The sequence below is a fragment of the Pseudomonas paraveronii genome, from assembly GCF_963681955.1.
In the GTDB taxonomy this organism is placed as follows: domain Bacteria; phylum Pseudomonadota; class Gammaproteobacteria; order Pseudomonadales; family Pseudomonadaceae; genus Aquipseudomonas; species Aquipseudomonas paraveronii.
The window spans coordinates 3819545-3838613 of sequence record NZ_OY817130.1 but is presented as its reverse complement, the minus strand read 5'-3'; the positions used below and the strand labels follow the sequence as shown (position 1 = coordinate 3838613).

General features: G+C 59.7%; 16 protein-coding genes. 4 read left to right on the top strand and 12 right to left on the bottom strand.

Going from position 1 to position 19069, the window contains the following annotated elements:
* Positions 1-291: 291 nt before the first annotated feature.
* From U5A08_RS17580 to U5A08_RS17545, 8 genes are all read right to left on the bottom strand, one after another.
* Complete coding sequence (locus tag U5A08_RS17580) at positions 292-1029, bottom strand: secretin N-terminal domain-containing protein (protein WP_321847708.1); 738 nt, start codon at positions 1027-1029, stop codon at positions 292-294.
* Between the two features lie 245 nt (positions 1030-1274).
* Positions 1275-1697 carry a GNAT family N-acetyltransferase gene (locus U5A08_RS17575; protein ID WP_253396768.1) on the bottom strand — a complete coding sequence of 141 codons (423 nt, stop codon included), beginning with the start codon at positions 1695-1697 and terminating at the stop codon, positions 1275-1277.
* The gene (locus U5A08_RS17570) at positions 1690-2859 is read right to left on the bottom strand and encodes a ribosomal protein uL16 3-hydroxylase (protein ID WP_321847707.1); all 1170 of its coding nucleotides are present in this window, start codon (positions 2857-2859) and stop codon (positions 1690-1692) included. The genes U5A08_RS17575 and U5A08_RS17570 overlap by 8 nt, the downstream gene beginning before the upstream one ends.
* Before the next feature lie 84 nt (positions 2860-2943).
* Entirely contained in the window at positions 2944-4314 is a 1371-nt protein-coding gene (gene purB, locus U5A08_RS17565) for an adenylosuccinate lyase (protein WP_247397111.1), read from the bottom strand.
* Positions 4315-4439: 125 nt separating this feature from the next.
* Positions 4440-5063, bottom strand: coding sequence for a high frequency lysogenization protein HflD (hflD, locus tag U5A08_RS17560; protein WP_253396763.1), 624 nt, complete (start codon positions 5061-5063; stop codon positions 4440-4442).
* Positions 5060-6184 (bottom strand): tRNA 2-thiouridine(34) synthase MnmA, encoded by a 1125-nt coding sequence (gene mnmA, locus U5A08_RS17555; RefSeq protein ID WP_253396761.1) that lies wholly within the window; start codon positions 6182-6184, stop codon positions 5060-5062. The genes hflD and mnmA overlap by 4 nt, the downstream gene beginning before the upstream one ends.
* 59 nt (positions 6185-6243) lie before the next feature.
* Positions 6244-6690: an NUDIX hydrolase gene (locus tag U5A08_RS17550; RefSeq protein ID WP_276197516.1), complete on the bottom strand. Its 447-nt coding sequence runs from the start codon at positions 6688-6690 to the stop codon at positions 6244-6246.
* A 215-nt stretch (positions 6691-6905) separates the two neighbouring features.
* Complete coding sequence (locus tag U5A08_RS17545) at positions 6906-9131, bottom strand: NADP-dependent isocitrate dehydrogenase (protein WP_321847704.1); 2226 nt, start codon at positions 9129-9131, stop codon at positions 6906-6908.
* A gap of 505 nt (positions 9132-9636) precedes the next feature.
* Between U5A08_RS17545 and icd the strand changes: the two genes are divergently transcribed.
* Positions 9637-10893, top strand: coding sequence for an NADP-dependent isocitrate dehydrogenase (gene icd, locus U5A08_RS17540; RefSeq protein WP_321847703.1), 1257 nt, complete (start codon positions 9637-9639; stop codon positions 10891-10893).
* A gap of 82 nt (positions 10894-10975) precedes the next feature.
* Here icd and cspD read toward each other — a convergent pair whose 3' ends face one another.
* The gene (gene cspD, locus U5A08_RS17535; protein ID WP_301295020.1) at positions 10976-11254 is read right to left on the bottom strand and encodes a cold shock domain-containing protein CspD; all 279 of its coding nucleotides are present in this window, start codon (positions 11252-11254) and stop codon (positions 10976-10978) included.
* 223 nt (positions 11255-11477) lie between these two features.
* On the opposite strand from cspD, the gene clpS reads away from it, so the two are divergent.
* Together clpS and clpA are read left to right on the top strand one after the other, a co-directional pair.
* Positions 11478-11846: an ATP-dependent Clp protease adapter ClpS gene (gene clpS, locus U5A08_RS17530; protein WP_010567912.1), complete on the top strand. Its 369-nt coding sequence runs from the start codon at positions 11478-11480 to the stop codon at positions 11844-11846.
* 29 nt (positions 11847-11875) lie between these two features.
* Positions 11876-14146, top strand: coding sequence for an ATP-dependent Clp protease ATP-binding subunit ClpA (clpA, locus tag U5A08_RS17525; RefSeq protein ID WP_247397124.1), 2271 nt, complete (start codon positions 11876-11878; stop codon positions 14144-14146).
* Positions 14147-14385: 239 nt separating this feature from the next.
* Here the strand turns inward: clpA and infA are convergent, their stop codons facing one another.
* The 3 genes from infA to aat all read right to left on the bottom strand — a co-directional run bounded on the left by infA (position 14386) and on the right by aat (position 16148).
* Positions 14386-14604 carry a translation initiation factor IF-1 gene (gene infA, locus U5A08_RS17520; protein WP_002553999.1) on the bottom strand — a complete coding sequence of 73 codons (219 nt, stop codon included), beginning with the start codon at positions 14602-14604 and terminating at the stop codon, positions 14386-14388.
* 100 nt (positions 14605-14704) lie between these two features.
* A complete protein-coding gene (locus tag U5A08_RS17515) occupies positions 14705-15412 on the bottom strand; it encodes an arginyltransferase (protein ID WP_253396753.1) in 708 nt (235 codons plus the stop codon).
* A gap of 55 nt (positions 15413-15467) precedes the next feature.
* Positions 15468-16148 carry a leucyl/phenylalanyl-tRNA--protein transferase gene (gene aat / locus U5A08_RS17510; protein WP_321847700.1) on the bottom strand — a complete coding sequence of 227 codons (681 nt, stop codon included), beginning with the start codon at positions 16146-16148 and terminating at the stop codon, positions 15468-15470.
* 499 nt (positions 16149-16647) lie between these two features.
* On the opposite strand from aat, the gene U5A08_RS17505 reads away from it, so the two are divergent.
* Complete coding sequence (locus U5A08_RS17505) at positions 16648-19053, top strand: DNA translocase FtsK (protein ID WP_253396749.1); 2406 nt, start codon at positions 16648-16650, stop codon at positions 19051-19053.
* Positions 19054-19069: the final 16 nt, after the last annotated feature.

Genomic DNA, 19069 nt, shown 5'->3' with positions numbered 1-19069 from the left:
CTTTGGGCGATCCAACAGTGTGTAGCCGCGTTACCTGGTTAGCTTCCGTCCCTCGGGACAACTTCGTTCCAGTCGCAACCTCGTCAAACACACCTTGTGGGCGGTACAGACACGAATCGGCTCAGGTGGGTAACTTAGAGTGACGATCCGAAGGCCCTTGCCAGGGCCTCTGATTAGCGGGAGCGAGGCCATCATGCCCATGCTTTTTTGGATCGTCAAATGTTTTGTAGTGCTTTTTTTCTGGCACTACATCTTTAGTCTCATACGACTCGTCAGTCAGTTATTGGTGCTTCAGTTCAAGGTCTCGACTTTAACGCGTAAAGTCAGGTCGTCGCGGCCCTGGGTAGTGTAGGTGCGGGTTTGAGAGGTTTTGTCGGCCTGGGTTTCGCGATTGATGCCGGCCAGCGGAATCCACTCGCCCAGGCGACCGCTGACGCTTGTGTCGGTGCTCTGCACGTTCACTACATCGGGACGCTCCTGGCTCATGCGGTCACGGTTGGTACTGATCGCCAGGTGCACGGTGTCGCCTGTCACGCTGGCGGTCACGTAGAAGCCTTGAGTGACGTTGCGGTACTGGGTCTGGTTTTGCGGGCGGCCATAGGCATCGGGCTGGGTGGTGGTCAGCGGCACGCTCTGGCCCACCTGGATCAGTGCGGGCACGCCTTCGCTGGCCTGGATCTGCTGGATCCCGCCGTCGCGGCTGGCGGTACCGTAGCTGATGATGCGGGTTTGGCTGTCGCCACTGTTTTGCTGGTTGTTTTCGTTGGTGTCGACGGTGATCAGCAGGCGCTTGGCCGGTGTGTCCAATTGCGCGAGCAAGGCGCGCAGGCTCTGGATCTTGGCAGGGTCGGCATTGACGATCAGTTGATTGCCGTAGGCACTGACGGTGCCATCCTTACCGAGGAAGTTCTGCGCCACCGGCAGCAGGTCGGCGCTGGTGCGGTTGCTCAGGTTGACGACTTCGGTGTCGGCCACTGCCGTGAAGCTGGCGGTCAGGAGGAGGGCTGTGAGCAGGGTGCGTAGGGACATGTCCGTTATCTCTGCGAGTCATAAGGCTTGATAGTGCCAGTTTGTCGGCCTGGCGGGTCGCAAGTTGAATCGTAGATGGCAAAACACCCTGGCGGGGCAGGGTATTTTTGGTGTTGCTGAAATAGTTATCGGGGGCAAGCCCCCTCCCACATTTTGACCGAGAGCATCCCTTGGAATGCGGTCGAATGTGGGAGGGGCGGTGCGACGATTCGACTTGCCCCCGATAGCAGCGACGCGGTCCCGGATCAGCCCTCGCGCACCATATCGACGTGCGGAATCCCGACTTCAAGGAATTCCTCGCTGACAATCTTGAAGCCCAGTCGCTCATAGAACGGCGCGGCATAGACCTGTGCGCTGAGGAACTGTTTGTGCTGGCCGCGTTTTTCGGCTTCGCCGATCACCGCTTCCATCAGCTTGTCGCCGACTTTCAGCCCGCGCCAGTCCTTGAGGACCGACACGCGGCCGATCTCGCCGCTGGGCAGCAGGCGCGCGGTGCCAATCGGAAAGTCGCCCTCGAACGCGAGGAAATGCACGGCATCCGCGTCGTCTGCGTCCCATTCCAGTTCGGGTGGAACCGATTGTTCGGCGATAAATACCGCTTCACGAATGCGCCGAATCTCGGCGATATCCTTATGCCAGTCCGCGACACTTACGTGAATCCTATTCATCGGCAAACCCCAGGCTTCCTTGCTTGACCAGTTCGCACAGCAGGTCGCGGGCATCTTCGTCCGTCAGCCATTCACTGAGGTTGTCGATGTGCAGGGCGTCGGCTGCGCAGATCATTTTCAGCAGTTCGCGCAGTTTGCCCGGCAGGTAACGGCTCTGGCCGCTGGCAAACAGCAGCAGGTCGTCGTCCACTTCGGACCAGGCCATGCGCGCGCTTGGGTTGCGGATCAGTACGCCGCCGTCTTCCAGGCTGCCGACCACGTCTTCTTCCAGCAGCTCTTCCGGGCCGGCGACCAGTTCCGGGTAGCGCGGCTCGGTCATGAACTGGCCGAACCAGGTCAGTAGCATGCGCTCGTCGCTCATGTGCTCGGCCAGCAGGCTTTTGAGACGGTTGAGGGCGTCGCTCTGGATCTGGTGCGGGTCGCTGACTGGCTGAATATCGGCGTCAGTGTAACGCTCTTCGTCGGTCAGGTACTGGCTCAGGAAGTCGGTGAAGTGGGTCAGTACTTCGGCAGCGCTTGGCGCGCGGAAGCCTACCGAGTAGGTCATGCAGTCATCTTCTGCAATGCCGTAGTGGGCCAGGCGTGGCGGCAGGTAGAGCATGTCGCCCGGTTCCAGCACCCATTCAGCGCTCTCTTCGAATTCGGCGAGGATGCGCAGGTCGGCGTGTTGCAGCATCGGGCTTTCAGAGCTGCACATCTGGCCGATCTTCCAGTTGCGCTTGCCGTGGGCTTGCAGCAGGAACACGTCGTAATTATCGAAGTGCGGACCCACGCTACCGCCGGGCGCGGCGAAGCTGATCATCACGTCGTCGATGCGCCAGCTGGGCAGGAAGCGGAACTGCTCGAGCAATTCGGCGACTTCCGGCACGAACTGGTCGACCGCCTGCACCAGCAGGGTCCACTCGCGCTCGGGCAAGGTGCTGAAGGTGTCTTCGGCGAACGGGCCGCGGCGCAGTTCCCACGGACGCTCGCCGTGTTCGATCACCAGGCGCGACTCGACTTCTTCTTCCAGGGCCAGGCCGGCCAGTTCATCGGCGTCGATCGGGCTTTCGAAGTCAGGAATGGCCTGACGGATCAGCAGCGGTTTTTTCTGCCAGTAGTCGCGCAGGAATTCCCGTGCCGTGATGCCGCCCAGAAGTTGAAGAGGGATATCAGGATTCATGTGTAACCTATTGAAAAAAAGCACTTTTCAGACTGGAATAAAAACGCCCGGCGCGGCCGGGCGTCTCAAAGGGGCTTGCGATGATCAGATGCGCTTGGCTTGGGCCACGGCGTTGCCGATGTAGTTGGCCGGGGTGAGCAGCTTCAGCTCGGCCTTGGCAGCGGCGGGCATGTCCAGGCCGTCGATGAAAGTTTGCAGTGCTTGAGGGCTGATGCCTTTGCCGCGCGTCAACTCTTTGAGCTTCTCATACGGGTTTTCGATGTTGTAGCGGCGCATCACGGTCTGGATCGGCTCGGCCAGTACTTCCCAGCATGCGTCCAGGTCAGCGGCGATTTTCTGCTCGTTGAGTTCCAGCTTGCTGATGCCTTTGAGGCTGGCTTCGTAGGCGATCACGCTGTGGGCAAAGCCCACGCCGAGGTTGCGCAGTACGGTGGAGTCGGTCAGGTCGCGCTGCCAGCGGGAGATCGGCAACTTGCTGGCCAGGTGCTGGAACAGCGCGTTGGCGATGCCGAGGTTGCCTTCGGAGTTTTCGAAGTCGATCGGGTTGACCTTGTGCGGCATGGTCGACGAACCGATTTCACCGGCAATGGTGCGCTGCTTGAAGTAGCCCAGGGAGATGTAGCCCCAGACATCACGGTCGAAGTCGATCAGGATGGTGTTGAAGCGCGCAATCGCGTCGAACAGTTCGGCGATGTAGTCGTGCGGTTCGATCTGCGTGGTGTACGGGTTGAAGCCCAGGCCCAGTTCGTCTTCGATGAAGGCGCGGGCGTTGGCTTCCCAGTCGATCTCCGGGTAGGCCGACAGGTGCGCGTTGTAGTTGCCTACGGCGCCGTTGATCTTGCCCAGCAGTGGGACTGCAGCGACTTGAGCGATCTGGCGCTCCAGGCGGTACACCACGTTGGCCAGTTCTTTACCCAGGGTGGTCGGCGAGGCCGGTTGACCGTGGGTGCGCGACAGCATCGGCACAGCGGCGAAGCGGATCGCCAGTTCGCGGATGGCTTCGGCGGTCTGGCGCATCAGCGGCAGCATCACGTCATCACGGCCTTCGCGCAGCATCAGCGCGTGGGACAGGTTGTTGATGTCCTCGCTGGTGCAGGCGAAGTGGATGAATTCGCTGACCTTGGCCAGTTCCGGCAGCTTGGCCGCTTGCTCTTTGAGCAGGTATTCGATGGCTTTGACGTCGTGGTTGGTGGTGCGCTCGATCTCTTTGACACGCTCGGCGTGCTCCAGAGAGAAGTTTTCCGCCAGGGTGTTCAATGCAGCGTTGGCTTCGGCGGAGAACGCCGGCACTTCGCTGATGGCGGGGTGAGCGGCCAGGCGCTGGAGCCAGCGCACTTCAACCAGTACGCGGGCACGGATCAGGCCGTATTCACTGAAAATCGGGCGCAGGGCCTGGGTCTTGCCGGCGTAGCGGCCGTCAACAGGGGAAACCGCAGTGAGCGAAGAGAGCTGCATGGGGTGTTCTCGGACAGTCGGGCAACGAAATGGGGCGCGTATCATACATGAAAAAATCCGCCGGTCCGTTGCCAACTGACCGGCGTATTACGCGTAACGGCTTGAAAATAGCCCGTGGCTGCGACTTATTCTTTGCGCATCAACGGGTAAAGCTCTTTGAGCAATTTGCGACGGCTGATGACCAACTGCCAACGATGACCACCCAATTGGCGCCACAACCGCGCCGAACGAATACCGGCCAGGAGCAGGGCACGGATCTTCGAGGCGTTGTTCGGTTGTTGCAGGTTGCGCATATCGCCATGCACCTGGATGCGCTGGCGCAACGTGCTCAAGGTGTCCTGGTACAGCGCGCCGCAAGCGGCGATGACGTTTTCGTGGGCCGGGCCGAAGTGTTCAACCTGGGACTGGATCTGCGGCAGGCGCTTGCCGATGGTCTCGAGCAGGTCGTCACGCTTGGCCAGTTGGCGCTCAAGGCCGAGCATCGACAGGGCGTAGCGCAGTGGTTCGCGCTGCAAGGTGCTCGGGTCGCGTTCCAGTGCGCCGACCAGCGCACGGTAGCCTTCGCGCAGCGCCAGGTCGTCACCGCCGTAGACTTCCAGGGTGTCCTTGGGGTCGCGAATCAGCAGGCTGCCGAGCATGCAGGTCAGGCCGGCCTCGGTGACCTGGCCGGTCTTGGCGATCTTGTCCACCAGCACCGCGGCGAGGAATACCCCGCCGAGCGCCGTCAATTGCTCCTGGGTCGGGCTCATGCCGGGCTGCTCCAGGGTTCGGCGACTTCAATCACGCCGCCCCCCAGGCACACCTCGCCATCGTAGAACACCACGGACTGGCCAGGCGTGACCGCGCGCTGCGGGTCGTCGAAGGTGGCGCGGTAACCGTCGGCGGTTTTTTCCAGGGTGCAGGGCTGGTCGCTCTGGCGATAGCGCACCTTGGCGGTCAGGCGGCGCGGCGCGCTCAGGTCCACCGGGTTGACCCAGTAGATATCCGAGGCGAGCAGCGCGCGGGAGAACAACCAGGGGTGCTCATTGCCCTGGCCCACGATCAGTTCGTTGTGCTCTAGGTCCTTGACCAGCACGTACCACGGCTCGTCACCGGCGTCTTTCAAGCCGCCGATGCCCAGGCCCTGGCGCTGGCCGATGGTGTGGTACATCAGGCCGTGGTGGCGGCCGATGACCTCGCCTTCGGTGGTTTTGATCTCGCCCGGTTGCGCCGGCAGGTATTGCTTGAGGAAATCGCTGAAGCGGCGCTCGCCGATAAAGCAGATCCCGGTGGAGTCCTTCTTCTTGGCGGTGGCCAGGTCGTGCTGCTCGGCGATCCTGCGCACTTCGGGCTTTTCCAGCTCGCCTACCGGGAACAGGGTCTTGGCGATCTGTTCGCCGCCGACGGCGTGCAGGAAGTAGCTCTGGTCCTTGTTGGGGTCCAGGCCCTTGAGCAGTTCGGTGCGCCCGTCGATATCGCGACGGCGCACGTAGTGGCCAGTGGCGATCAGGTCCGCGCCGAGCATCATGGCGTAGTCGAGGAACGCCTTGAACTTGATCTCGCGATTACACAGGATGTCCGGGTTCGGCGTGCGGCCGGCCTTGTATTCGGCCAGGAAGTGCTCGAACACGTTGTCCCAGTACTCGGCCGCGAAATTGGCGGTGTGCAGCTTGATGCCGATCTTGTCGCACACGGCCTGGGCATCTGCCAGGTCGTCCATGGCGGTGCAATATTCCGTTCCATCGTCTTCTTCCCAGTTCTTCATGAACAGGCCTTCCACCTCATAACCCTGCTCCATGAGCAGAACGGCGGAAACGGAAGAATCCACGCCGCCGGACATACCGACGATGACGCGCTTCTTTTGTGTGTCAGAAGGGGCTGGATCACGCATAGGGTTTCAACGGGTGTCTTGAAAAAGGACGCGATTCTAACAGGCCCAAGCCTTCAAGGCTAAAGAGAAGGTCGGATCAATTCGAGACTGTGACGAAAGCCGGCCAGATAATCGTCGATACAGCGGATGATCAGCTCGCTGCGCCAGGTGTCGCGCAGGGCCATCAGTTCCTCACGGGTCAGCCAGCGGGCGCGCACGATGCCGTCGTCTAGTTGATAGTCCGGGTGGTGTTTCAGCGCCTTGGCGGTGAAACAGACCCGCTGGTAGGTCACGCCGTTGCTCGGGGCGGTGTACAGGTAGATGCCGACGATGCCGGTGGCTTCGACGTCCCAGCCGGTTTCTTCGAGGGTTTCACGCACGGCGGCTTCGGTCAGCGTTTCGTGCGGGTCGAGGTGGCCGGCGGGCTGGTTGAGCACGGCGCGGCCGCCTTTGAGTTCTTCGACCATCAGGAAGCGGCCGTTGTCTTCGACGATGGTGGCGACGGTGATGTGGGGTTGCCAGGTCATTGGATGCCTCTCGATTCTGAGTGCGGTGCGGTCTTCAGGCAGGATTGCAGTCGGTGTGGGAGGGGGCTTGCTCCCGATGGCGGTGGGGCAGTCGACTTATTGGTAGCTGACTCACTGCTATCGGGAGCAAGCTCCTTCCCACATTTGAATCCGGTTTATTCGCTGGAAACACAAACCCCGGCACGGGGCCGGGGTTTGTTTGCATCCTTACAATCTTACTTCAGCTTGGCAATTGCCGCGTTGAGGGTGTTGCTCGGGCGCATGACCTTGCTGGTCAGCTCCGGGTTCGGCGCGTAGTAGCCGCCGATGTCCACGGGCTTGCCCTGTACGGCGTTGAGCTCGGCAACGATGGTTGCCTCGTTCGCGGCCAGGGTCTTGGCAAGTGTGGCGAATTGCGCTTGCAGCGCGGTGTCTTCGGTCTGCGCGGCCAGGGCTTGGGCCCAGTACAGCGCCAGGTAGAAGTGGCTGCCGCGGTTGTCGATGTTGCCGACTTTGCGCGATGGCGACTTGTTGTTGTCGAGGAACTGGCCGGTGGCCTGGTCCAGGGTCTTGGACAGTACCAGGGCTTTCGGGTTGTTGTAGGTCACACCCAAATGCTCAAGCGATGCGGCCAGGGCCAGGAACTCGCCCAGGGAATCCCAGCGCAGGAAGTTTTCTTCCAGCAACTGCTGCACGTGTTTCGGTGCCGAACCGCCGGCGCCGGTTTCGAACAGGCCACCGCCGTTCATCAGCGGCACGATCGACAGCATCTTGGCGCTGGTGCCCAGTTCCATGATCGGGAACAGGTCGGTCAGGTAGTCGCGCAGTACGTTACCGGTCACCGAGATGGTGTCCAGGCCCTTGCGGGTGCGCTCCAGGGTGAACTTCATCGCGTCGACCGGCGACATGATGCGGATGTCCAGGCCTTCGGTGTTGTGGTCTTTCAGGTAGGTCTGGACTTTCTCGATCACCGCACCGTCGTGGGCGCGTTGTGGGTCGAGCCAGAAGATGGCCGGGGTGTTGCTGGCGCGGGCACGGTTGACGGCGAGTTTGACCCAGTCCTGGATCGGCGCGTCTTTGGCCTGGCACATGCGGAAGATGTCGCCGGCTTCGACGGGCTGTTCCATCAGCAGGTTGCCCTTGCTGTCGGTGACGCGAACGACGCCGTCAGCCTTGAGCTGGAAGGTCTTGTCGTGAGAGCCGTACTCTTCGGCTTTCTGTGCCATCAGGCCAACGTTCGGTACGCTGCCCATGGTGGTCGGATCGAACGCACCATGAGCCTTGCAGTCTTCGATGACGGCTTGGTAGATGGTGGCGTAGCAGCGATCCGGGATCACAGCCTTGGTGTCGTGCAACTGGCCGTCGGTGCCCCACATTTTGCCGGAGTCACGGATCATGGCCGGCATCGAGGCGTCGACGATGACGTCGCTCGGCACGTGCAGGTTGGTGATGCCTTTGTCGGAGTTGACCATCGCCAGCGATGGGCGCGCGGCGTAGACCGCCTGGATATCGGCTTCGATCTGCGCTTGCTGCTCGGCCGGCAGGGCCTTGATGCGAGCGTACAGGTCGCCGATGCCGTTGTTCAGGTTGAAGCCGATCTGTTCCAGCACGACGGCGTGCTTGGCCAGGGCGTCTTTATAGAACTCGGCAACGATCTGGCCGAACATGATCGGGTCGGAGACCTTCATCATGGTGGCTTTCAGGTGAACCGACAGCAGCACGCCTTGTTTCTTGGCGTCTTCGATTTCAGCGGCGATGAAGCTGCGCAGGGCGTTCTTGCTCAGCACGGAGCTGTCGATGATTTCGCCAGCTTGTACCGAAGTCTTTTCCTTCAGTACGGTTGCGGTGCCGTCTTTAGCGATCAGCTCGATTTTGACAGCGTCGGCTGCCTCGATCTGTACGGCTTTTTCGCTGCCGTAGAAGTCGCCGTGGCTCATGTGAGCAACGTGGGACTTCGAGTCGGCGGCCCAGGCGCCCATCTTGTGCGGGTGCTTGCGTGCATAGTTCTTGACCGACAGCGGTGCGCGGCGGTCAGAGTTGCCTTCGCGCAGTACCGGGTTCACGGCGCTGCCCTTGATCTTGTCGTAACGTGCGCGGGTTTCTTTTTCCGCGTCGGTGGTTACGGTTTCCGGGTAGTCCGGCAGGGCGTAGCCCTTGGCTTGCAGTTCCTTGATCGCCGCCTGCAGTTGAGGGGTCGAGGCACTGATGTTAGGCAGCTTGATGATGTTGGCTTCAGGCGTAACGGCCAGGGCGCCCAGTTCGGCGAGGTGGTCCGGTACGGCTTTGGCGCCCAGTTGCTCGGGGAAGCTTGCGAGGATGCGCCCGGCGAGGGAGATGTCGCGGGTTTCCACGGCAATATCAGCGGAAGCGGTGAAGGCCTCTACGATAGGCAGCAGTGAATAGGTGGCGAGGGCTGGTGCTTCGTCGGTGAAGGTGTAGATGATCTTCGAGCGGGTGGGCATATTCGGATTAACTCTCTTCTTTGCTGAAAGCGTGCGCAGAAACTCGAGATGCGCCGGGTAGAGCGCGTTCGTTCAAAGTCATCCATGAGCGAAAGGTCGAGATTTCTTCGCGGTGATGTTGGGTTGCATCAGTCGAGCGTCAAGCGGGTGGACTATTGTTTAGTCCGGCTTTTCAGGCGCGGGGCGTTGCTTTCTATTGAAGAAGCAGGCGGTCGGCCGTCGTGACTCTTTGGTCAGCGGCGGCATTATACATAGGTCGCTATGCTTACGCCGAGCTCTCATACAAAAGGTGGGTCGTCCATTGGTCTAAAGGTCGCAGGGACCAAATCGCGCCTAAAGTCGCATGATGTGCTCAAGATTGGCGCTTTTCCCTTTGCTTTCAAGCTAGTAGGCAACTAAATATGCTGTTTTCGCTGCAAATGAGCGTGGCGTGAGGTTTCAGTCGTCATTTATCTGGAGTAGGCTCGGACGCAGCCAGATGTTCAATCCATAGATGGAGTTCAGCATGGGATACAAGAAGATTCAGGTTCCGGCAGTCGGCGACAAAATCACCGTCAATGCAGACCATTCTCTCAATGTTCCTGACCAACCGATCATCCCTTATATCGAAGGTGACGGTATTGGCGTCGACATCAGCCCGGTGATGATCAAGGTGGTCGACGCAGCTGTTGAAAAAGCCTACGGCGGCAAGCGCAAGATTTCGTGGATGGAAGTTTTCGCCGGCGAAAAAGCGACCCAAGTCTACGACCAGGACACCTGGCTGCCCCAGGAAACCCTGGACGCGGTCAGGGATTACGTGGTGTCCATCAAAGGCCCGCTGACCACCCCGGTCGGTGGTGGCATCCGTTCGTTGAACGTGGCCCTGCGCCAACAACTCGACCTGTATGTGTGCCTGCGCCCGGTGCGCTGGTTCGAAGGCGTGCCAAGCCCGGTCAAGAAGCCTGGCGACGTGGACATGACCATCTTCCGCGAAAACTCCGAAGATATTTACGCCGGGATCGAGTGGAAAGCCGGTTCGCCGGAAGCGATCAAAGTGATCAAGTTCCTCAAGGAAGAAATGGGTGTTACCAAGATCCGTTTCAACCAGGATTGCGGCATCGGTATCAAGCCGGTCTCCAAGCAGGGTACTGAGCGTCTGGTGCGCAAAGCGCTGCAATACGTCGTGGATAACGATCGTGAGTCGCTGACCATCGTGCACAAAGGCAACATCATGAAGTTCACCGAAGGTGCCTTCAAGGAGTGGGCCTACGGCATCGCCGAGAAAGAATTCGGCGCGACCCTGCTCGACGGCGGTCCATGGATGCAGTTCAAGAATCCAAAAACCGGCAAGAACGTAGTGGTTAAAGATGCAATTGCCGACGCCATGCTTCAGCAGATCCTGCTGCGCCCGGCCGAATACGATGTGATCGCCACGTTGAACCTCAACGGCGACTACCTTTCCGATGCGCTGGCGGCGGAAGTAGGGGGCATCGGCATTGCGCCGGGGGCCAACCTGTCCGATACCATCGCCATGTTCGAGGCTACCCACGGTACTGCGCCCAAGTATGCGGGCAAGGACCAGGTCAACCCGGGCTCATTGATTCTGTCGGCGGAAATGATGCTGCGCCACATGGGCTGGACCGAGGCGGCTGACTTGATCATCAAGGGCACCAATGGCGCGATCTCGGCCAAGACCGTGACCTATGATTTCCATCGCTTGATGGACGGTGCCAAGTTGCTGTCTTCGTCGGGGTTTGGCGATGCGTTGATTTCGCATATGTAAGCAAAGTGGCATAAAAAACGGCCACCCTGGATTGACTGGGGTGGCCGTTTTCGTATTGCAAGACTGCATGCTCGGCGGCGAATCAGGCCGTTTGTTTCTTTTCTTTATGAGCGTGCGATGCTGCGGGCTTTTCCGGTGTTCCAGTTTTCACTGCATCAATATTTACGGCGTGCAGCCCTTTCGGTCCTTGAATGATTTCAAAGCTCACAGCTTGCCCCGCCTTCAGCGTTTTGTACCCATCCATGATGATCGCCGAATAGTGTGCAAAAAGGTCCTCGCTTTTACCTTCTTCGTTAATAAAGCCATATCCCTTGGCGTTATTGAACCACTTGACCTTGCCACTGATCTTGACGCCAGACATACCCATATCCCTCTGCACCAGACTCCATCACTGGAGTATCATCCAGTTTATCCGTCCTAACCCGAATAATAAGGTTGACTGCGCGGACCTTTTTTACCCACTGTGGGTTCTATTGGTTGTAACACTGATTTACCGATAGTCAAGGTGACCGAAGGGTCAGAGTTGAAATTCTGACAGGTCGCCCCCACCACTGTATTTGAACCACTGACGAACCTTTCTTTCCATGCATGCAATCAGCCAGATTCGACTAACATTCAATCAGGATCGACCGGATCACGAACACGATGACGACGGTTCTGCAGGCATTGCTGTCCAGGAGGCTAAGCCTGCTCTACAGGCGCCGCCGATGTACAAGGTGGTTTTGTTCAATGATGACTACACACCGATGGATTTCGTGGTCGAAGTGCTCGAGGTGTTTTTTAACCTGAACCGCGAGTTGGCGACCAAGGTAATGCTGGCCGTTCACACAGAAGGACGGGCAGTATGTGGAGTGTTTACCCGCGACATCGCCGAGACAAAGGCCATGCAGGTCAACCAGTACGCCAGGGAAAGCCAGCATCCGCTACTCTGTGAAATCGAGAAGGACGGTTAACGCCGACCACTTGGGTATGAGGTGAAGCTATGTTAAACCGCGAGCTCGAAGTCACCCTCAATCTTGCCTTCAAGGAGGCTCGTTCGAAGCGTCATGAATTCATGACCGTCGAGCACCTGCTGCTGGCACTTTTGGATAACGAAGCTGCCGCCACCGTTCTGCGTGCGTGCGGCGCCAATCTCGACAAACTCAAGCATGACCTGCAGGAGTTCATCGACTCCACGACGCCACTGATCCCCGTGCATGACGAGGACCGTGAAACCCAGCCGACCCTGGGCTTTCAGCGGGTATTGCAGCGTGCTGTTTTCCACGTGCAGAGCTCCGGTAAGCGTGAAGTCACGGGCGCCAACGTGCTTGTCGCCATCTTCAGTGAACAGGAAAGCCAGGCAGTGTTTCTGCTGAAACAGCAGAGCGTTGCCCGTATCGATGTCGTCAACTACATCGCCCACGGTATCTCCAAAGTGCCTGGGCACGGCGAACATTCCGAGGGTGAGCAGGATATGCAGGACGACGAGGGCGGTGAGTCTTCTTCTTCGGGCAATCCATTGGATGCCTATGCCAGCAATCTCAATGAGCTGGCGCGCCAGGGGCGGATCGATCCGCTGGTGGGGCGTGAGTCTGAGGTTGAGCGTGTGGCGCAGATCCTCGCGCGTCGTCGCAAGAACAACCCGTTGCTGGTGGGTGAGGCGGGCGTGGGTAAAACCGCGATTGCCGAAGGCCTGGCCAAGCGTATCGTCGACAACCAGGTGCCGGACCTGTTGGCCAACAGCGTCGTCTACTCTCTTGACCTCGGCGCGTTGCTTGCCGGGACCAAGTACCGTGGCGATTTCGAGAAGCGCTTCAAGGCGTTGCTCGGCGAGCTGAAAAAACGCCCGCAGGCGATCCTGTTCATCGATGAAATCCACACCATCATTGGTGCTGGTGCGGCGTCTGGCGGGGTGATGGATGCTTCCAACCTGCTCAAGCCGTTGTTGTCGTCGGGTGATATTCGCTGCATCGGTTCGACCACATTCCAGGAATTTCGCGGGATCTTCGAGAAAGACCGTGCCCTGGCGCGTCGTTTTCAGAAAGTCGACGTGTCCGAGCCTTCGGTTGAGGACACCATCGGTATCCTGCGTGGCCTCAGGGGGCGTTTCGAGGCGCACCATGGCGTCGAGTACACCGATGAGGCGCTGCGTGCCGCTGCCGAGCTGGCGTCGCGCTACATCAATGACCGGCACATGCCGGACAAGGCCATCGATGTGATCGACGAGGCGGGTGCCTATCAGCGCCTGCAGCCGGTCGAGAAGCGTGTGAAGCGCATCGACGTGTCTCAGGTCGAGGCGATAGTGGCCAAGATCGCGCGGATTCCGCCAAAACACGTCAGCAGTTCCGACAAAGAGCTACTGCGTAACCTGGAGCGCGACCTCAAGCTCACCGTGTTTGGCCAGGATGCCGCCATCGACTCGCTGTCCACCGCGATCAAGTTGTCGCGGGCGGGCCTCAAGTCGCCGGACAAGCCAGTCGGTTCGTTCCTGTTCGCCGGTCCGACCGGCGTTGGCAAGACCGAAGCGGCCCGGCAGTTGGCCAAGGCCATGGGCATTGAGCTGGTGCGGTTCGACATGTCCGAATACATGGAGCGTCACACCGTGTCGCGCCTGATCGGTGCGCCTCCGGGCTATGTCGGTTTTGATCAGGGCGGTCTGTTGACCGAGGCGATCACCAAGCAGCCGCATTGCGTATTGCTCCTCGATGAAATCGAGAAGGCACACCCGGAAGTCTTCAACCTGCTGCTGCAGGTCATGGATCACGGCACCCTGACCGACAACAACGGGCGCAAGGCGGACTTCCGCAACGTGATCGTGATCATGACCACCAACGCCGGTGCTGAAACCGCCGCGCGGGCTTCGATCGGCTTTACACATCAGGATCACTCTTCCGATGCGATGGAAGTGATCAAGAAGAGCTTCACGCCGGAGTTCCGCAACCGTCTGGACACCATTATCCAGTTTGGTCGCCTCAGCCATGAGGTCATCAAAAACGTGGTGGACAAGTTCCTCACCGAGCTTCAAGCGCAGTTGGAAGACAAGCGCGTGCAGTTGGAGGTGACGGACGCGGCGCGCAATTGGCTGGCCGAGGGTGGTTACGACGCGGCAATGGGCGCTCGCCCGATGGCGCGTCTGATCCAGGACAAGATCAAGCGGCCATTGGCCGAAGAGATCCTGTTTGGCGAACTTGCCGACCACGGTGGCGTGGTGCATATCGACCTGAAGGACGGCGAGCTGACCTTCGAGTTCGAAACCACGGCCGAAATGGCCTGATTGTTCTGCAACTACGCAAAAGGCGCCGAAAGGCGCCTTTTTGCTGCCTTGAAATGCAATTGCCAGAACAATGGCGATCCAATGTAGGAGGGGGCTTGCCCCCGATAGCGGTGTATCAGCAACAGATGTGTCTACTGGCACACCGCCATCGAGGGCAAGCTCCCTCCCACATTGGGTTTCAGGTAAATCCTGAGCACACAAAAACGCCCGGCATAACCGGGCGTCTTGTATTGACTTGATTAACGGGCGCGGTAAGTGATGCGCCCTTTGCTCAGGTCATAGGGCGTCAGCTCGACGCGCACTTTGTCACCGGTAAGAATACGAATGTAGTTCTTGCGCATCTTGCCGGAGATATGCGCGGTTACGACGTGCCCATTTTCCAACTCCACACGAAACATGGTGTTGGGCAGGGTGTCGACGACAGTGCCTTCCATTTCGAAGCTGTCTTCTTTCGACATGCAGTAAAGCCCTCGGTATCCAGTGAATGGCCCGGTGCAACTGCGCCAGGCAAAAGCGGCGTGCATTGTGCCCGAAAAAGGGTGTTTAAGCCAAGGGGTTCTAGTTAAGCGTGACCCATCTTTGATTAATCAGCAGTTCAATGGGGCGATATTGGGTCTTGTAGTTCATCTTTTTGCAGTTTTTGATCCAGTATCCAAGGTACAGCGCCTCCAGTTCCAGGCGCAGGGCTTCGCCGATTTGCCAGAGGATCGCGAAACGCCCCAGGCTGCGCCGCTCTTCGGCCGGTTCATAGAAGGTGTACACCGCCGACAGGCCATTGGGCAGCAAATCGGTCACGGCGACGGCTAGCAAGCGCCCGTCGAGTCGAAATTCGTAGAAACGCGAGAAGGGCAGTTCACGCACCAGGAACGTGGAAAACTGGTCGCGACTGGGTGGGAACATATCGCCGTCGGCGTGGCGTTGTTCGATGTAGCGCTGGTAAAGGTCGAAATACTCTTCACTGAACCTGGGATTGGCCGCCGTGACAGTCAGGTCCGCGTTGCGCTTGAGGATGCGCTTCTGGTTGCGGTCTGGCACAAACTGCGCCGCCGGAATTCGGGCTGGTACGCAGGCATTGCAGTTTTGGCAGTGCGGTCGGTACAGGTGATCGCCGCTGCGCCGAAACCCCATTTCCGAGAGGTCGGCATACACATGCACATCCATCGGCTGGCTGGGATCGAGGAACAGCGTGGTGGCCTGTTCGTCGGGCAGATAGCTGCAAGCGTGGGCTTGAGTGGCATAAAACTTCAATCGCGCCAGCTCGGTCATGATCAACCCTCGGATAAGCTTTGAAATAAGTGTAAGCCAGGTGCGAGGAAGTCGCCTAGGAAACCCACGGTCCAGCGCTGGGTTGGTCCAGATAGTCGCGCAGGAAACCGGCGAAGTCGCTGCGCGGTATGGCCCGCGCGCCCAGGCTGTGCAAGTGATCATTGGGCATCTGGCAGTCGATCAGCACAAATCCCCACGCCTGTAGCTGCCGGGTCAGTGTGGCAAAGCCGAACTTCGAGGCGTTATCGGCGCGGCTGAACATCGACTCGCCAAAAAACAACCGGCCCATCGCCAGCCCATATAGGCCGCCCACCAGTTCGCCGTTGTCCCAGACCTCTACCGAATGCGCGTAACCCCGCGTGTGCAGCTCCTGGTAGGCGCTCTGGATGCCCTCGGTGATCCAGGTGCCATCTGCATAGGCGCGTGGCGCGGCGCAGGCCTGGATGACCGCGGCGAAGTCCTGGTCGAAGGTCACGCTGTAGCGCTGCTGGCGCAATAATTTGCCCAGGCTGCGGGATACGTGCAGTTCGTCGGGGAAGATCACGGTGCGTGGGTCCGGTGACCACCAGAGAATCGGCTGGCCTTGCGAGAACCACGGAAAGCAGCCGTGGCGATAGGCCTGGATCAGCCGCTCGGCCGACAGGTCGCCACCGGCGGCGAGCAGGCCATTGGGTTCGCGCATGGCTTTGGCCAGCGGGGGGAAGGTCAGGGTGTCGCGTTGTAACCAGGTCAGCATGGCATCCAGGCTTACGGAAGGGGAGGGGGGTGGCAGGTACGGGGCCTGCCCTGAGAAGATTGATTATTGTCGACCCGGCGCCAGGGAGCCAGCCCGAATCGGGCATTGGTGTGGATTAGCGTGAACGGGTGTTTCTGCAACTCTCTCTCAGAGACGTGGTCGTATTCGGGACTGCCCCATGCAGGCCAATTGCCAACCTTGCCTGGATTGCTAGAAACAGCGCATAAGCCTTTGTCAGCAAAGGCAATGCGTGCTCAAATTGAACAGTATGTGACACTTGAATTGTTCAGGCTGCCGCGCAAGGGGCAAGTGCGTGGCATCAGGGACACAAACCCGTACAATGCGGGCATTCTGGCGTTATCGCCGTTTCACTCGTCAATCGCTCGGTGTTAAAGGTAGATTTAACGACGTTCGTATATTTTTTCAGCTGCTCGGATTGGGCGGCAGTGTGCAGTCATTCAACAGATGGACGCGCTAAAGGCGCAGGAAAAGACCCGTTTTGAAGAAATCCACCGCGACACAAAAAACAGTCGTGCCGGCCTGGCGTCAGCACCTGCATTATCGGCTCAAGGAAGGTGCACTGATCGCCATCGGCGCCCTGTGCCTGTTCCTGATGATGGCCTTGCTCACCTATGGCAAGGACGATCCGGGCTGGAGCCACAACAGCAAGATCGAAGACGTGCAGAACTTCGGTGGGCCTGCCGGTTCCTACAGCGCCGATATCCTGTTCATGGTGCTGGGTTATTTCGCTTACATCTTCCCGTTGCTGCTGGCGATCAAGACCTGGCAGATCTTCCGCCAGCGTCATGAGCCGTGGCAGTGGAGCGGCTGGCTGTTTTCCTGGCGCCTGATCGGCCTGGTGTTCCTGGTGCTGTCCGGTGCGGCATTGGCGCATATCCATTTCCATGCCCCAACCGGCCTGCCGGCGGGAGCAGGCGGTGCGCTGGGTGAGAGTCTCGGCGACCTGGCCCGCAAGACCCTGAATATCCAGGGCAGCACCCTGATGTTTATCGCGCTGTTCCTGTTTGGCCTCACCGTGTTCACCGACCTGTCGTGGTTCAAGGTGATGGACGTGACCGGCAAAATCACCCTCGACCTGCTGGAACTGTTCCAGGGCGCCGCCAACCGCTGGTGGTCGGCTCGGGTCGAGCGCAAGCGTATGGTGGCCCAACTGCGCGAGGTGGACACCCGCGTCAACGAGGTCGTGGCCCCGAGCACGCCGGACCGGCGTGAACAAGCCAAGGTCAAGGAACGCCTGATCGAGCGCGAGCAAGCCCTGAGCAAGCACATGTCGGACCGCGAGAAACAGGTGCCGCCGGTCATCGCCCCGGCACCGATCAAGGCTCCCGAGCCGAGCCATCGCGTGCAGAAAGAGAAACAGGCGCCGTTGTTTGTCGACAGCGCGGTCGAAGGCACATTGCCGCCGATCTCGATTCTCGACCCGGCCGAGAAGAAACAACTCAACTATTCCCCTGAGTCCCTGGCGGCCGTCGGCCATTTGCTGGAAATCAAACTCAAGGAATTCGGTGTCGAAGTGTCGGTGGACTCGATCCACCCCGGCCCGGTGATTACCCGTTACGAAATCCAGCCAGCGGCCGGGGTCAAGGTCAGCCGTATCTCCAACCTGGCCAAAGACCTCGCCCGTTCCCTGGCCGTGACCAGCGTGCGCGTGGTGGAAGTGATCCCCGGCAAAACCACCGTGGGCATCGAGATTCCCAACGAAGACCGCCAGATCGTGCGCTTCTCCGAGGTGCTGTCGACCCCGGAATACGACAACTTCAAATCGCCGGTCACCCTGGCCCTGGGCCATGACATCGGCGGCAAGCCGGTGATCACGGACCTGGCGAAAATGCCTCACCTGCTGGTGGCCGGTACTACCGGCTCGGGTAAGTCGGTGGGTGTGAACGCGATGATCCTGTCGATCCTGTTCAAGTCCGGCCCGGAAGACGCCAAGCTGATCATGATCGATCCGAAGATGCTCGAATTGTCGATCTACGAAGGCATTCCGCACCTGCTGTGCCCGGTGGTCACCGACATGAAGGACGCCGCCAACGCCCTGCGCTGGAGCGTTGCCGAGATGGAGCGGCGCTACAAGCTGATGGCGAAGATGGGCGTGCGCAACCTGTCGGGCTTCAATGCCAAGGTCAAGGAAGCCCAGGACGCCGGCACGCCGCTGACCGACCCGTTGTACAAGCGCGAAAGCATCCACGACGAAGCGCCATTGCTGACCAAGTTGCCGACCATCGTCGTGGTGGTCGACGAATTTGCCGACATGATGATGATCGTCGGCAAGAAGGTTGAAGAGTTGATCGCACGTATCGCCCAGAAGGCGCGTGCCGCCGGTATCCACTTGATTCTTGCGACCCAGCGGCCGTCGGTGGATGTGATCACCGGTCTGATCAAGGCCAACATCCCGACGCGCATGGCGTTCCAGGTGTCGAGCAAGATCGACTCGCGGACCATCATCGACCAGGGTGGCGCCGAACAGCTGCTGGGCCACGGTGACATGCTCTACATGCCGCCGGGCACCAGCCTGCCGATTCGCGTGCATGGCGCGTTCGTTTCCGACGATGAAGTGCATCGTGTGGTGGAAGCCTGGAAACTGCGCGGTGCGCCGGAATACAACGACGACATCCTCGCCGGTGTTGAAGAAGCCGGCAGCGGCTTCGATGGCGGCAGCAGCGGTGGCGACGATGATGCCGAAACCGACGCGCTGTACGACGAAGCGGTCGCCTTCGTGTTGGAAAGCCGTCGCGCCTCGATCTCTGCCGTACAGCGCAAGCTGAAAATCGGCTACAACCGCGCCGCCCGCATGATTGAATCCATGGAAAATGCCGGTGTCGTCACCGCAATGAACACCAACGGCTCGCGCGAAGTCATCGCTCCCGGGCAGATGCGCGACTGATCACGCGCCGCGTGGC

Bases quoted from the DNA above. Each gene is read 5' to 3' on its own strand.
- hflD (WP_253396763.1), bottom strand. From the start codon at position 5,063: ATGAGCCCGACCCAGGAGCAATTGACGGCGCTCGGCGGGGTATTCCTC.
- U5A08_RS17580 (WP_321847708.1), bottom strand. From the start codon at position 1,029: ATGTCCCTACGCACCCTGCTCACAGCCCTCCTCCTGACCGCCAGCTTC.
- purB (WP_247397111.1), bottom strand. From the start codon at position 4,314: ATGCAGCTCTCTTCGCTCACTGCGGTTTCCCCTGTTGACGGCCGCTAC.
- U5A08_RS17550 (WP_276197516.1), bottom strand. From the start codon at position 6,690: ATGACCTGGCAACCCCACATCACCGTCGCCACCATCGTCGAAGACAAC.
- U5A08_RS17575 (WP_253396768.1), bottom strand. From the start codon at position 1,697: ATGAATAGGATTCACGTAAGTGTCGCGGACTGGCATAAGGATATCGCC.
- icd (WP_321847703.1), top strand. From the start codon at position 9,637: ATGGGATACAAGAAGATTCAGGTTCCGGCAGTCGGCGACAAAATCACC.
- mnmA (WP_253396761.1), bottom strand. From the start codon at position 6,184: ATGCGTGATCCAGCCCCTTCTGACACACAAAAGAAGCGCGTCATCGTC.
- aat (WP_321847700.1), bottom strand. From the start codon at position 16,148: ATGCTGACCTGGTTACAACGCGACACCCTGACCTTCCCCCCGCTGGCC.
- clpA (WP_247397124.1), top strand. From the start codon at position 11,876: ATGTTAAACCGCGAGCTCGAAGTCACCCTCAATCTTGCCTTCAAGGAG.
- U5A08_RS17545 (WP_321847704.1), bottom strand. From the start codon at position 9,131: ATGCCCACCCGCTCGAAGATCATCTACACCTTCACCGACGAAGCACCA.
- U5A08_RS17570 (WP_321847707.1), bottom strand. From the start codon at position 2,859: ATGAATCCTGATATCCCTCTTCAACTTCTGGGCGGCATCACGGCACGG.
- clpS (WP_010567912.1), top strand. From the start codon at position 11,478: ATGCATGCAATCAGCCAGATTCGACTAACATTCAATCAGGATCGACCG.
- cspD (WP_301295020.1), bottom strand. From the start codon at position 11,254: ATGTCTGGCGTCAAGATCAGTGGCAAGGTCAAGTGGTTCAATAACGCC.
- U5A08_RS17515 (WP_253396753.1), bottom strand. From the start codon at position 15,412: ATGACCGAGCTGGCGCGATTGAAGTTTTATGCCACTCAAGCCCACGCT.
- infA (WP_002553999.1), bottom strand. From the start codon at position 14,604: ATGTCGAAAGAAGACAGCTTCGAAATGGAAGGCACTGTCGTCGACACC.